Below are 14,125 nucleotides of genomic sequence, written 5' to 3' on the forward strand. Positions count from 1 at the left end.
GTTCCATCGGAACCGGACCTGCACGCGACGAGAGCGGCAGTGCCTGACCAGGGCGATCGGGCAAGGGGCCGACACATATGGCTGACGCATGTCGGCGAGTGCCGCGGGCGGGGAACCCGCGGCACTCGCCGATGATCAGAGCGCGGCTCAGCGGCCGGACTTGACCTTGTCCAGGCGCGGGCGGAGGCCCACCTTGTGGTTACGCATGTCCAAACCCCCTCTCCATGTGCGGGGAGACGGCCACTGCCCGGGGATTTCCGGAAGCGGCGTTCTCTCTGGAATGAGCATTTCCGATGTCCCCTTCCGGGGACAAGGGGTTGCCCGGATCCGGCAACACGGAAACGGACGAGCGGTGCAGACTGGCATGCGACACCGGGGTTTCCACACCCCGGGATCACCCGTGCCGGCACCCGTATTTGTTGTCCATCGACGAGGAAACGGACAACCTATTGATCCTCTCCACGCGAGAGGTGAAGCTTTGTTGTGAGGGAAGGCCGCTCCACCATTCCGGGCCGGAATTCTCCTCGACCGACTGTTCATGCAAGGGGGTGAAGACATGCGTAACCACAAGGTGGGCCTCCGCCCGCGCCTGGACAAGGTCAAGACCGGCCGCTGAGCCGAGTCGATTCGAGTGAAGTGCCGTCGCGGCAGCCGGCCGCGGCGGCATTCTCCGCACTTCTCCTTTCTCTGTGCAAGGAATCCTGATGACACCTGCCGATCGGATATCGGTCGTCACTGCGGTCGATGAGCGCCTGAAGACAACGAGCATCTGCCTCGGGGTGGCATACGGGGCGCGCCACGATCCGCCGGATCGCGGCGGTCTGGCCCATGTGCTGGAGCACTTGCTGATGTCCGCCCCCGTTTCCGGTGTCGGGCCCCTTGTACAGCACATCGAGGGTCTGGGTGGCAGCGCCAACGCCGAGACCGGCCTGGAGCAGATGCTCTTCTACGCCCAGGTCGACGCGGAGGACGCGGAGCAGGTCGTGGACCTGCTGCTGCGTGCCGTGCTCGCACCCGAACTGGATGCCGCGACCCTCGACACCGAACGGGCCGCCGTGCTCCAGGAGCTCGCGGCCGCCGAAGCGGACCCGATGGATACGGTCCAGGACGCGTTCCTCACCGCGATCTTCCCGGGCCATCCGCTGGGACGGCCCGTGGGCGGTACGGTCCCCGAGATCGCCGCGATGGACCTCGAAGGCGTGGCACGCGGACACCGCGACGCGCTGCTCTCCAGCCCCATGGCCCTGGCCATTGTGGGTCCGCGGATTCCCGGCGGGCTGCAGGCCACCGGGACCGCCTCGCGCTCCACCGGGACAGCCCGCCCTGCGGTCCCGCTCGGCCCAGCGCACCCCACCGCCCCTGCGTGGCCCGATGAGTTCGCCTGGGTGGCAGTGGGAGGCCGGTCCACCGGACTGACCGATGAGAACCGTCACCGCTACGTGGTGCTGGCGAACCTGCTGGGTGGCTGCGCCTCCTCGGTGCTCTACCGTGAGCTCCGCGTGGCCGCGGGTCTCGCGTACTCCTTCCAGGCATGGGACCGGGGCTACACGGAGGCAGGTGCCTGGCGCGTCCTGATCGGCGTGGAAAGCGGGAACGGGCCCGAGGCGGTCGCCATCGTCAAAAGGGAACTGGACGCACTGGCGACGGCGGGCCCCACCGATACGGATCTCGACGCCGCCCGCCGGCATGCCCGCATGAGTCTGCTGCGTGACACCGAGACGCCCCTGGAACACGCGCGGCTGCTCGCCTCGCGAGCGCTCTTCCACGCGGGCGACTGGGATCTGGACAGCGAGCTGCGGGAGATCGCCACTGTCACCCGGGACGACGTACGCGAGGCGGCCTCGTCACTGCGCGACGGCCTTGTCACCGTGGTCCGCCCGGAGGCGAAATGAACACCGCGGCAACCGCCGGGAGCGGTCCGGCCGTCCCGACGCCCTCTCCTGGCTACCTCGCCGCGGCCGCCGAGGCAGGACTCCTCCACCGGCTCCACGGCCACCCGTTCGTGGCAGGGGAGCATCACGACCCCCTGCTCGAAGAGCGGCAGCTCCTCGTCGAGTTCTGCGCGGAAGAACTTCTCTCCGACGCCTCGTGGCTGGAGGAGGTACTGGACGTCGCGGGACTGTCCGCCGCCCGGAGCGTGGTCACCGTGCGGGCGCCCGCCCACATCCGGTTCGCCGATCCGTGGCAGCGGCACATCACCTACCTGAGGTACTCGGGCCGGCCCGCGCAGGACGACCAGGCGTCGTCGCCTCTCACCATCCGCCCGGCCGACCCCGGGACCGACACCGACGACCTCATTCGCTGGCTCGCCGAAGCACTGGTCGGCGGCAGCGCCGACCACGGTGTCACGGCTGGCCCCGGGGCGGCGGACACCCTCGCGCGCGAGTTCCTGGACGCTCCTGACCGCTTCTCCTACGTGGCCTGCCGCGAAGGGCGCGCCGTCGGCCACGCCACGCTGCTGTGCGCGGCCCACGATCCGGTGACCGCCCGTGACTACGTGGACCTCGTCGATGTGCTCGTCGAGGAATCGGAGGAGTGGCGAAGCGCAGGCACCTACGCGCTGGCGGCCGCTGCGATGGCCCACGCCCACCGGGCGGGGCTCCCACTGATCGGGCACGTCGTCCACCCCGCCCCGCACATTGCCGCAGGGCAGGGCGACAAGATCGTGGCCTCCCTCGTCGCGCGCGGCTGGGCGGTCGACCACGTCTTCTGGCGGCGAAGCCATGACAAGGGCGGTGCGTGAGATGGACCTCGCGATGTTGTACGACGTACTGGACGTGCCCCAGGAACAGGGGCCGGGGCGGCTGCTCTTCGCCGCGCGCAAGGCGCACTACACCCTGCCCTACCTCGTGCTGTCCGCGCTGGAGCGGGAGGGCTGCTCCATGAGCGAAGCCGCTCGCGGGGAACTGGCCCGGGCCCGGCGGCGCGCCCGCCACTACGAGGATGTGCTCACCCGGCTCACCGCCCAGGTGCCCGTGCAGGTCATCAAGGGGCCGCTGCTGGCTCGTACGTACCCCGAAGGACTGCTCCGCCCCCAGGGAGACCTGGACCTGGTCACCGAGGGCGAGCCGGACCTGTGGAATGCGGTCCGGCTGCTGATGAGGGACACCCCGCGGTACGTGGGCGTCTCCGTGCTGGGCGCGCCGACCCGCCATGTGGTGGTGACGCTGACCTGGCAGCCGGAGGACCCACTGCTCGATCCCGAGCTCCGCGTCGAGGTCGCCACGGCCGCCCTGGTCGGTGACGACGGGGCCGTTCCCATCCGGTCCGGTATGCCCGCCGACCCGCTGACCGCCAATCTGCTGGCCCTGGCCGAAGAGAGGTTCCAGCGCCCTTTCCACGCGCGTGACGCCATCGACGTCCACATGCTCGGGAATGCCGGGCTTCCCAGCCCGAACGGCCTCGTTTCAGCGGCGGTCGCCTACCATCTGGCTCCGGAGTTGCGGGAGTTGCTGGACTACGCCGCACAGCGGGTACCGGTGGGACACCTCTCCGTCCTCGGCCCGGCCCTGGAGCCGGCAGACCGGCAGGAGCGGGCACGCCGCGCCACCCGTCCGGTGTCACCGGCCCCTGCCACCGACGTCCGCGCGGTCCTCGCGGCCGGCGGACCGCTGTTCGGAATGCCGCTGAGGCGCGTCGCCGGGCGTACGCACTGGGACCATGCACGCGTCCACCACTACGGGGACGGTGCCCTGTTGCTCACCCCGGTCGGGGACTATCTCCTGGTGGCGGGCGAGGCCGTCGCACAGGAACAGTACGACGCGGCGCTGCAGGAGCTCGGCCTGCTGGTGGAGGAGACGTCGTGACGGCCGTGGAGACCCGTGCGCTGACGCGGCGGTACGGCAGCGGCAAGCGGGGTTCCGGGGACGAAGTCCCCGCCCTGCGCGAAGTGGACCTGACGGTCGAACGGGGCGAGGTCTACGGCTTGCTGGGACCGAACGGGGCCGGTAAGACGACCCTCTGCCGGATCCTGTCGACCATTTTGCTGCCCACCTCGGGAACCGCCCGCGTCATGGGCCACGACGTGGTCCGGGACGCCGACCGCGTCAAGAGTGTCATCGGCATCGTCTTCGGCGGGGACCGCGGGCTGTACGCGCGGCTCAGCGTCCGCGAGAACCTGCGTTTCTGGGCGGCGCTCTACGGCCTGCACGGCAATGACCTGCGGCGTCGCTGCGATGCGCTCCTGGAGCGGATGGGGCTGGGGGACCGGGCCGCGGACCGGGTGGACACCCTGTCGCGCGGCATGAAGCAACGGTTGCACCTTGCCCGGGGACTGGTCTCCGATCCGCCGCTGCTCATTCTCGACGAGCCCACCGTCGGCATGGACCCGGTCGCCGCCCAGGACTTCCGGGTCCTGGTCGAAGCGCTCCGGGCGGACGGGCGGACCGTTGTGCTCACCACCCATGACATGGCCGAGGCGGAGGCCGTCTGCGACCGGGTGTCCCTCGTCGACCGCGGCCGGATCGTCGCCACCCGGGCACCGGCCGAGATCGGCGCTCTGATCTCCCGCTATGAGCAGGTGGATGCCGTGGGTGTGCCTGCCCGACTCGCCGCGGCCCTGGGGGACGTCCCCGGTGTCGTCTCGGTCCGTCCCCTCGCGCAGGACCGGACCCGGATCGAGACGGAACACGCGTCGGCCACCCGCACGGTGCTGCGACTCCTGGTGGAGGCGGATGTGACGGCCATCTCCACCGGCCGTCCCTCATTGGAAGAGGTCTACCTCCATGTCATCGGCCAACGAGGCATGGCGGTGGAGAGATGAGACTGTTCCTCACCGCTGTGCGCTTTCAGCTGCGGCTGGCACGGCGGTCACCCGACACCGTCCAGGTATGCGTGACCGCCCCCCTGCTGACGATCGTCTTCCTGGCGATCAGTGACAGCGCCGGGCGGGCGGACCTCTCCCCGTACGCCGTGGTGGCGCCGACTCTGATGTCGCTGTGGCTCCTGGCCCTCTACACCGCGGGGGAACTCATCAATGAGGAAAGGTCGCTCGGCACCCTGGAGGGCCACGTCGCCGCACCCGCCAGGTTCGAGGTCGTCGTGATGGGCCGGATGTGCGCGGTCACCGCGATCGGCGCGGTCTCCTTCGCGGAGTCGTGGCTCGCCGCGGGGCTGGTCTTCGACCGCTGGCTGGGGTTCCCCCACCCGGTCGTCACCGCCGCCTGTGTGCTGGCGACCGCCTTCGCGACGGCCGGCACCGCGAGCATCCTCTCCTCCCTGTTCGTCCTGATGCCCTCCGCGCGCATCCTCCAGAACACCCTCAGCTATCCGTTCTACCTGCTGGGCGGCGTTCTGGTGCCGGTCGCCTCGCTGCCTGCCTGGCTGCGGCCGGAATCACGGGCAGTGTTCCTGTCCTGGTCCGCCGATCTGCTGCGCGACAGCCTTGCCCCTGCCGCCGTCACCCATGCCGTGCCACGGCTCGTGATGATCCTCGGCCTCGGCGCGACCGGATTCGGGCTGGGCCTGGTGCTGCTGCGCCGGGTCCTCAACCGGGTGCGCCGACTCGGCACGCTCTCCCAGACGTGAGGTGAGCCTTGTCCGTACAGTCCCGACACCGCGTACAGCCCGTGCACATCATCAGGCACAGCGCGGCGAACGCCTTCGCCGACATGCGCGCCGTCTACACCTGGAAGACCTGGACCTTCGGCTGGCTCGGCCGGATGCTGGCGCAGGTCACCTTCTTCGTTCTGCTGGGACGGCTGGTCGCAGGCCCGGACCACGCCAGGTACCTGGTCGTGGGCAACGCCCTGATGACCTGCGTCATCGAGTCGTTGACGGTAGTGGCGTCCTCCACCTGGGAGCGCGCGGCGGGTACTCTCGCGCTCCTGGCCGCGGCACCGGCGAAAGCCACCTGGGTGTTCTTCGGCAGGAGCATCCAGTGGCCGGTCAGCGGTGCCGGGACCTCACTGGTGGCCCTGTTCGTCCTCGGCCCGGCATTCGGGCTGAGCTGGAGTCCCGGGCAGATCCCGGTGGCTGCCGTCCTCGTGGTGCTCACAGCAGTCAGCACGTACTTCTTCGGGCTCTTCCTGGCCGCGCTCGTACTCAACGCGGGCGGCGTGCGCAATGTCGTCTCCAACGCCGGCTATCTGCTCATGATGGCGGTGTGCGGGGTCCAGGTGCCGGTCGACTACTGGCCTTCGTGGGTCGGCTGGATCGCCGAAGCCGTCCCGCTCACCCATCTGCTGAGCGCCCTGCGCTCGCTCACCGACGGCGCGGGCCTCGCCACGGTTTCGGGCGAGGCGGCCGTGGGGCTGTTCGTGGGGCTGGCCTGGCTCGGCGCCGCCCACCTGGCCTTCGAATCCCTGCTGAGGCGGGGCAGAGAAGCCGGGACGATCGACTTCGCGCCCTGAGACACCGCCCTCGTGCCTCACCCCCTTGTACAGAAGAACTGCCCGCGTCGATTCACCCACGACGCGGAAAATGAAAGGTTGTTATCCGTGCGCGGCATTCTCGTTTCGTTTCTCGGCGCCGACGGGATCGGCAAGTCCACACTGGTGGATTCCATAGCGGAATTCCTGGAGTCCGAAGGCGTCAAGGTGCGCCATGTGTCCTGGCGCCGGGTCATCGAGGAAGCGGACACCTCGTGGCCCGTGGACGGTCTCCAGGAACTGTGGCTCGAGGCGTTCCGCACGCTGGTCGGCGGAGCCCGGTCGGGCCCGGGCACGCTGAGCCTGCCCCGTGACTACGGGGAATGGGTCTCCGGCGACTGGGAGACGACCCTCGCGGAGACGGAGCTGAACGGCGTCGGGCCCGCCGGCCCGCTGGCCTCCGCCCTGGTGGGGCTGGCCGGGGGCGTCATCCTCGCCGGGGACGCGGTCGAGCCCGCGCTGGAGCGGGGCGAGGTGGTGCTGCAGGAGACCTTCCCCTTCAAGCAGGTACTCAAGAAGATCTTCGTGTGCCGTCGCATCGTCGGTGACGACCCTGCCTGGACCGCGGTTCTGGACCGCATGCAGGTCATGGTCGAGGACATCTTCGGCAGCCGGGTCTTCCAGCCCGACGTCGGCGTGCTGGTCGACGGACCGCTGGACATGGCCTTCCAGTGGCGGATGGCCCAGTCCGGGCAGGTCGGCGTCCTGGAGGACTACCGCGTGGCGGGGGACAGCGGCGAGGCCGGGTACCTCCAGATGCAGCAGGAGTCGGTCGAGGTCTTCCGGCGGCTGGCCGGGCAGTGGGACTGGCTGGTTCACCAGGTGGACGGCACCGGCCTGGAATCCAACCTCCGCCGCGGCAGAGCCCTGGTCCTGGGCCACCCCGCATTGCAGGGCTTCCTGAACTCCCGCTCGTGCTGACCGCCGTCGGAAGCGTATTTCCGGAGAAGAGAGAGGACACCCCGATGCACCCCACATTCGCCGACCTCGAGCTGGCCGACTGGAACGATGTCGATTCCGTCGCCAAGTTCACCGCAGACGTCTTCGCCGCGTTCGAAGAAGACCCGGGCCTGCTGCCGCGCATGCTGCAGTCCCTGCGCACCGACCAGCACCTGCGCCCCATGTGCGAGAGCTACGACTTCATGGACAAGCTCGTGCTCCACGACGACCGGAAAGCCAATGTGCGTATACGCGTCCATTTGTTCCGGCCGGGATACTTCGACCGCCCGCACAACCACCGGTGGACGTTCGCGACAAAGCTCCTGCGGGGCAGTTACCTGCACCGTCTCTACGGCCGGGACGACCTCCTGACCGAGGGGGTCGATCCCGAATCCCTGGAGCCGCTCGTCCAGCGGGTGGAGAGCGAAGGCTCCAGCTACGTGCTGCATCACAACAGCGTGCACACCATCCAGGCCGGCGCCGACACGGCCTCCCTCCTGATCCGCGGGCCCGCCGCCAAGGACCGGCTGCTCTTCGTCGACCGGGTGAAACGGACCAGCTACTGGGTTTACGGCGCGGATCACGAGACGCCCGAGCAACGCCGGGACAAGAGCATGACGGACGATCAGCTGGACGAGGCGATCACCCGTGCGCTGGCCCTGGTCGGGCACTGACCGCGCGGACTTCGCCGTACGCTGCGGCGGCTACCTGAGGGCCACACCGTGCTCATGGTGATGTCCGTGCTCTTCCGCCGCCTCCTCGGGCAGGCCGGACGGTTGTGCCGGCGCCGGAGGCAGAGCGACAGCAGCGCGGTGCTGCCTCCTCGCGCGACCAGTGGCGCTGTGGGACAGGACCGCCCTGTCCTCCGCGGCGGCCAGTTCCCTCGCGTAGGCGGCAAGCAGGGTGTTGCAGCGATATCTGCCGGACGCCGTCGACTCCAGGAGGTTGACGTGGCACAGAAGGTGCGCCAGGCGCACGGCGATGTCCTGGGGAACTCCGAGGATGCCGGCCGCACTCTGCGGGGAGACACCTTCTGGCGCGGATGCGCCGATCAGCCGGAAGGCACGTGCCACGTCCTCCGGCAGGTCCCGGTACGACCAGGAGAACACGGCGCGCACCGAGGCGGCCGTATCGCCCGCGCAGCTGAGGAAGTCCAGCCGGCCTCGTGGGTCGGACAACTCCCCGACCACCTCCTCCAGGCTGTGGTGCGGGCCGGCCGAGAAGTGTTCGGCGGCGATGCGCAAGGCCAGCGGCAGGTGGCCGCAGTGGCCGGAGAGTGCGGAAACCGCCTCGGGACGTGCGCCGTTCAGCGTCGCGCCGGCGATGCTGTGCAGGAGTGCGGAGGAGTCCTCGGCGGAGAGCGGCTGCAGGGACAGCCGTGTGGCGCCGTCCCTCGCCACCAGCCCGGCCAGCCGGTTGCGGCTGGTGACGAGCACCATGCAGCCGGGGGCACCGGGAAGCAGCGCACGGACCTGATCGGCGGTGGCCGCGTCGTCCAGGACGATGAGCATCCGGCGCCCGGTGAGCGCGGTCCGGTACAGCGCGGCCCGGTCCCACAGGTCGGCCGGTATCGAATGGCTGTCGACCCCCACCGCGTGCAGGCTGGCGGCGAGCACATCCTCCGGGGTGGCCGGTCGTCCGGCGGGCCCGTGTGCGCGCAGATCGTGGAAGAGTACGCCGTCGGGAAACATGGCGGCGTTCCGGTGCGCCCACTTGAGGGCCAGGGCGGTCTTCCCGACGCCGGGCATCCCGTCGATCACGACCAGGGGCATGGAGCGGAACGCATGGTCCGGCCGTGACGCGGCCCTGTCCAACGCTGCGGTCTCCCCTTGACGCCCGGTGAAGTGTGCCCTGTCCGACGGAAGTTGCGCAGGCCGCTGGAATGCCTTGCGTGCACTGCGCGCGGTGCTCACGGACCAGTGAGCAGCGAGCAGTTCACCGCATGCCTCCAGGGCCTCGTCGCATCGGCGGGCCAGGTCTTCCGAGGCCCGTTTGCCGCCGGTCTCGATTTTGCTCAGGTGCCCCTTGCTGTAATGCGTCAGTTTCGACAGCTCGGTGAGGGAGACTCCCTGCCCCAGCCGTCGTTCCCGCAACTCATGCCCGAAAGACATCTCCGGCTGCCCCAATCCTCGAGTTCATCTGAAACGGCCGCGTTCCCTTGCCTGCCGGCAAGGGGTGGTGCGCCTCGCCAGGGGCCCCACCCGGTCTTCTCGGCGAACGTTCCCGGCACCCCCGGCGCGGTTCCCACTCTGCCTGGCGGGCGGGTGCCCGGCCATCGTGGAAGACCACGAACAGGGGGCCGCAAAGCCGTGGCGGCGGTCGGGATCAGATGTGCGTGCTCACGTCCGGGCACCGGGCGAGGCCGCCGTGCCGGTCTGTCCCAGACGCACCGCCAGCTGGGTACGGCGCGTCACCCCGAGCTTGCGGTAGGCGTTGGTCAGGTGGGTCTCCACCGTGCGCCGGGCCAGATGGAGCGCCGCACTGATCTCGGCGTTCGTCCGTCCCTGGACGGCCAGTTCGACGATGCGCCGCTCCGCTCCGGTGAGCGCGGCACTGCCCACGGTGGCCCGATGTGTTCTGCGGGCGGCCCCGGCGCGCAGGGCGTTCTCGGCGGCACGGACCAGGCGCCCGGTGACGCCAGGCGCGGCGGCGGCCTCCGGGTCCCCGGGCGGCCCGGCGGGACCGGGCGCCAGCAGTCGCACTGCCAGGGCGTGGGCCTCGTACAGGTCGTCGCGGCCCTTGCGCCCGTTGCCGGCGTCGATCAGGGCGCGGCCCTGGTCGATCAGGGCCTCGATGAGTTCCACGGGCGCCGGCGCGAGCCTCAGCACGGCCACGGCCTCGCTCAGTGTCTCCAGCTCCCGGCGGCCGCCCTCGGCCGAGGCCAGGGCTCGCAGGGCCCGGCCGACTGCGCGGGGCGTTCCCCAGGTCCGCGCATGGCGCAGTTCCTCCTCGGCGAGGTCCGTGGCCTTCTCCGGGTGACCGAGCCTCACCAGGGCCATGGCCGCGCCGGACCGCCAAGGGGTGGCCACGGGGCTGACGAAGTCGCGGGCGCTCTGTCCCGTGCCACAGGCCCGGTAGTCCTCCAGGGCGGCCTGCCAGCGCCCTTCGGCCATGTGCACCACGGCCCGGGCGTATCGCAGTTCGTTCCACTCCCAGGAGCTGTCGGCGCTCTGCTCGTCGAGGGTGGCGAGCAGCCGGCGGGCAGGGGCACCGTGGCCGAGCTCGTAGTGGGCGAGCGCCACCATGGAGACCAGGTGGGGCATGCGGACTCCCTGACCGGTGCACGCGTCGAGGAGCGGGCTGTTCTCGGCTATGACGCGCCGGAAGTCACCGGCCCACAGGGCTGCTTCGGCACGTACGCTGATCAGGCACTGCTGTCCCACGTCCGTCAGGTCCGGCAGGACGGGCGGCGCGGGGAGGGACGAGTCGGCGAGCGCACGCGCCTCCTCCAGCCGGTCGGCCCATTGCAGCAGCGTGGCCGCACTGCCCAGCCAGCCGGTACGGAGCCTGGGATCCACCGGGGCCGCCAGCCGGGGCAGAACGCGGGTGAGGACCTCGGCCGACGACACCCGGCCGGCTCCGGCCTCGTACTCGGTGACCAGACCGCAGGCGAGAGGCTCGATGGTGACGGGGGCGGTCGCGGCCAGTTCCCGCATACGGGCGACGGCGCTCCGCCACTCGACCGCGTCGTGGGAGGCGATGAGGGCAGCGACGGTCTGCAGCACCCGGACGAGCTCGTCGTCATCGGCGGCAAGGCTCGCTTGGCGCATGACGCGCATGGCGCTGCCGATGCGGCCCCGGGCGGCGAGAGCCGCACCGAGGGCGGGTGCGACGGCTGCCCGTTCGTCGTGATCGGAGTGCAGCTCCAGCGCCGCCCGCAGCCTGCGGATGCCGGCATCGGCGCTGTGCGGCAGCTCCAGGACGCCGAGGCGCTGGGTCAGCGAGGCGCGGCGCCCGGGCGGGAGCGGACCGGTGACGGCATGACGGAGAAGAGCGATGGCTTCATCGACCCGGCCGTCACGTACCGCATCCTCTGCGGCGTCCTCCAACGACTGTGTCATCCATTCCTCGCCGGGCCGGTCGACGTGGACCAGGTGAGCGGCGACGCTGCCGGCCGGTTCGCCGCGCTCGTCGAGCAGCCGGGCGATGCGGGCGCGCAGTGCGGACAGCTCAGCCGCATCCGCCGCCGCGAGCACGGCTTCGCGCGCCAGCGCATGGGAGAGCAGACGGCCGAGGGCGGAGGGGCCCGGAGGCAGGGAGCTGTGGTCCTGGCCGAGCTCGGCGGCCTCCTGAAGCAGACCCTGGCCCGGGTCCGCGGAGCCGTCGGCTGCGATGGCGAGCGCGAGGGTGAGACGGCGTGAGCGCGGGCTGGCCCGTACATGGAGCCAGCGGGTGATCGCGTCGCGGTAGCGGCTCCCCGCCAGGTCGGACAGGCGCCGGGGCAGCGGGCCTTCGTGGAGGTCCGCGAGGAGGGCGTGCACCAGCGCCGGGTTGCCGACGCACGCACGGACACACAACTCGGCCCGCTCGGGACCGTGTCCGAGGGACTCCGAGAGGCGGGCGACGGCCGCCGGACCGAGCGGGCGGAGCACCACGGAGGTGCCTGTGGCGGCGGGCAGGGCGGTGGCGCTCCTCTCGTGGCACTCGGTGATGACCAGCAGTACGGGCAGGGACGCCAGCCGTCGCGCCAGGTAGCCGATCCAGCGCCGTGAGGCGGTGTCGGCATCGTGCAGATCGTCGACGGCCAGGAGCACGGGCCTGTGGACGGCGATCCGGGCCAGCCGGGTCACGAGACGGTGGCAAGTGAGCTGTTCCTCGTCGGGAGCCGGGTCGACGAAGGGAATGTCCTGGGCCTCGGGGAAGAGCTGGCGCACCAGAGCGAAGGGGAAGGCCGACTCTTCCGGCGAGCAGCGCGCGTACAGGACCCGCATGCCGCCGTCCGCGGTCTCCTGCCGCACCACCTCTTCGATCAGGGCGGTACGCCCCATGCCCGTGGTCGCGCCCAGCAGCAGCCAACGGCCTGTGCCGGATCGTGCGGACGCTCCGGCGCCCGCCGCCGCCCGGAGTATCTCGTCGCGCTCGAAAAGCACGTTCTGCACGTTGGCTCCCCGCCTCGTCATGTGTGGTGCCGCTCGACGCGGGCTCCGGAACGCAAGACGAATGGAGGGCCGGAACGGATGGCTATGGACCGCAATTATATGAGGAATTATGCGATTGCAGACACGTCGTCGGCCGGTGTGAGCACCTGCCCGCCACGACGGCCGCGCCCCGGCTCACTCGTCTCCGCACGACGCGGGCCGGGGCACAGGCCGACGTGGCCCGGCACGGCTACGTTGTCGCCATGAGCAACCTTGATCGTCAGGCCACACTCTCCGTCTGCGGCGGCCGCGGATTCGTCCCCGGCGAACCGGTACACGAACTGCTCAGCCCACGCCGTGTACAGCTCGGCGAATCCACTCATGTGCGCCGGCTGATCCCGAACCTCGGACGCCGCATGGTGGGAGGTTGGGCCTTCGTCGACCACTACGGCCGCGACGACATCGCCGACGAACCCGGCATGCAGGTCCCCCCGCACCCGCACATGGGCCTGCAGACCGTCAGCTGGCTGCACGAGGGCGAAGTGCTGCACCGGGACAGTCTCGGCAGCCTGCAGACCGTCCGTCCGCGAGAACTCGGCCTGATGACGTCGGGCCGGGCCATCTCCCACTCCGAGGAGAGCCCGAAGCCCCACACCCGCTATCTGCACGGTGCACAGCTCTGGGTCGCCCTGCCCGACGCCCACCGGAACGTAGAACCGCACTTCGAGCACCACGCGGACCTGCCGATGGTCACCGCGCCCGGTCTGACCGCGACCGTCGTCCTGGGCGAGCTCGACGGGGCGCTGTCGCCCGGTACGGCGTACACCCCGATCGTCGGAGCCGACCTGGCGCTCGCCCGTGGCGCAACGGCAAGCCTGCCGCTCGACCCCGACTTCGAGTACGCCGTGCTGTCCATGTCGGGCGAGGCCCACGTCGACGGCGTGCCGGTCCTGCCGGGCTCCATGCTCTACCTCGGGTGCGGCCGTACTGAACTGCCGCTGCGGGCCGAATCGGACGCCGCTCTGATGCTGCTGGGCGGCGAGCCCTTCGAGGAAGAGATCGTGATGTGGTGGAACTTCGTCGGTCGTTCTCACGAGGATATCGCACAGGCCCGTTCGGACTGGATGACCGGCGACCGCTTCGGCGAGGTGCACGGCTACGAAGGGGCCCGACTATCCGCTCCCGGGCTGCCTCCAGTACCACTCAAACCACGAGGAAGGGCACGCTGAGCTGGGCGAATGCTCCTGGGACAGAGCATTCAACCAACCCTGGCGCTTCGGCCCGGCTCCTCGTTGACCCGGGCCAGGTGGCCCGCAGCTCGATAGTCGCGTCAGGGACTATCCGCCTCCAGACCTTCGGCATCTGTGGGCACCTTTAGCCATCCTGATGCTGACCCAATGCTGACCTCACTGACGGGGCGTCAGTATCCGCCCCCGCCACGTCGTCCGACGGTCGACATCTTCACGACGATCTGGCAGGGGGCATGCGACCACCACTGCCGGCGGGCAGGCTCGAAGGTGGGCGAATGAACGGCTTCACAACACTGGAGGGATCGGCTGCAGAGAGGTCCAGTTGTGCAAGGGCCACAACGAGCCACCCACAGCGCCAGCGACGACAACCGCCCCCGGAGGCGAAGCTGGCAGCAGGCGGACTCCGGCGCGCTTCAGGGCACCCTCCCGCTTCTCGCCCTCATGCACAACCTCGCCCCGGCATCCGATCAGCAGCCCCCAGGCCGGGCCA

11 protein-coding genes and 1 pseudogene are annotated in these 14,125 nt (G+C 70.4%); 9 read left to right on the top strand and 3 right to left on the bottom strand.

Translation table 11 applies throughout. The annotated features are described in order from the left end of the window. Positions 1–704: 704 nt before the first annotated feature. The 8 genes from AB0F13_RS23655 (at position 705) to AB0F13_RS23690 (ending at position 7,981) form a co-directional block, all read left to right on the top strand. Complete coding sequence (locus AB0F13_RS23655) at positions 705–1,892, top strand: pitrilysin family protein (protein ID WP_362085717.1); 1,188 nt, start codon at positions 705–707, stop codon at positions 1,890–1,892. Beyond that, positions 1,889–2,743 carry a hypothetical protein gene (locus tag AB0F13_RS23660; RefSeq protein WP_362085720.1) on the top strand — a complete coding sequence of 285 codons (855 nt, stop codon included), beginning with the start codon at positions 1,889–1,891 and terminating at the stop codon, positions 2,741–2,743. Before AB0F13_RS23655 ends, AB0F13_RS23660 begins: the two co-directional genes overlap by 4 nt. Beyond that, on the top strand, positions 2,736–3,806 hold the full coding sequence (locus AB0F13_RS23665; RefSeq protein WP_362085722.1) for a hypothetical protein: 1,071 nt from the start codon (positions 2,736–2,738) through the stop codon (positions 3,804–3,806). Before AB0F13_RS23660 ends, AB0F13_RS23665 begins: the two co-directional genes overlap by 8 nt. Then, a complete protein-coding gene (locus AB0F13_RS23670) occupies positions 3,803–4,762 on the top strand; it encodes an ABC transporter ATP-binding protein (RefSeq protein WP_362085725.1) in 960 nt (319 codons plus the stop codon). The genes AB0F13_RS23665 and AB0F13_RS23670 overlap by 4 nt, the downstream gene beginning before the upstream one ends. Then, entirely contained in the window at positions 4,759–5,526 is a 768-nt protein-coding gene (locus AB0F13_RS23675) for an ABC transporter permease (protein ID WP_362085728.1), read from the top strand. Before AB0F13_RS23670 ends, AB0F13_RS23675 begins: the two co-directional genes overlap by 4 nt. 41 nt (positions 5,527–5,567) lie before the next feature. Beyond that, positions 5,568–6,350, top strand: coding sequence for an ABC transporter permease (locus AB0F13_RS23680; protein ID WP_362085731.1), 783 nt, complete (start codon positions 5,568–5,570; stop codon positions 6,348–6,350). Between the two features lie 87 nt (positions 6,351–6,437). Then, a complete protein-coding gene (locus tag AB0F13_RS23685; protein ID WP_362085734.1) occupies positions 6,438–7,289 on the top strand; it encodes a hypothetical protein in 852 nt (283 codons plus the stop codon). 44 nt (positions 7,290–7,333) lie between these two features. Continuing rightward, positions 7,334–7,981, top strand: a complete 648-nt coding sequence (locus tag AB0F13_RS23690; protein ID WP_362085737.1) for a hypothetical protein — start codon at positions 7,334–7,336, stop codon at positions 7,979–7,981. Positions 7,982–8,011: 30 nt separating this feature from the next. Here AB0F13_RS23690 and AB0F13_RS23695 read toward each other — a convergent pair whose 3' ends face one another. The 3 genes and pseudogenes from AB0F13_RS23695 to AB0F13_RS23705 all read right to left on the bottom strand — a co-directional run bounded on the left by AB0F13_RS23695 (position 8,012) and on the right by AB0F13_RS23705 (position 12,406). Continuing rightward, positions 8,012–9,079, bottom strand: a complete 1,068-nt coding sequence (locus AB0F13_RS23695; RefSeq protein ID WP_362085791.1) for an NB-ARC domain-containing protein — start codon at positions 9,077–9,079, stop codon at positions 8,012–8,014. 165 nt (positions 9,080–9,244) lie between these two features. After that, positions 9,245–9,418: pseudogene (locus AB0F13_RS23700) on the bottom strand (helix-turn-helix transcriptional regulator); the annotation flags it as partial. A 228-nt stretch (positions 9,419–9,646) separates the two neighbouring features. Then, on the bottom strand, positions 9,647–12,406 hold the full coding sequence (locus AB0F13_RS23705) for an AAA family ATPase (RefSeq protein ID WP_362085740.1): 2,760 nt from the start codon (positions 12,404–12,406) through the stop codon (positions 9,647–9,649). Positions 12,407–12,648: 242 nt separating this feature from the next. Between AB0F13_RS23705 and AB0F13_RS23710 the strand changes: the two genes are divergently transcribed. Beyond that, on the top strand, positions 12,649–13,614 hold the full coding sequence (locus tag AB0F13_RS23710) for a pirin family protein (protein ID WP_362085743.1): 966 nt from the start codon (positions 12,649–12,651) through the stop codon (positions 13,612–13,614). The last annotated feature ends 511 nt before the right edge of the window (positions 13,615–14,125 follow it).

Origin of the sequence: Streptomyces sp. NPDC026206, assembly GCF_040638465.1 — a bacterium.
GTDB lineage: Bacteria > Actinomycetota > Actinomycetes > Streptomycetales > Streptomycetaceae > Streptomyces.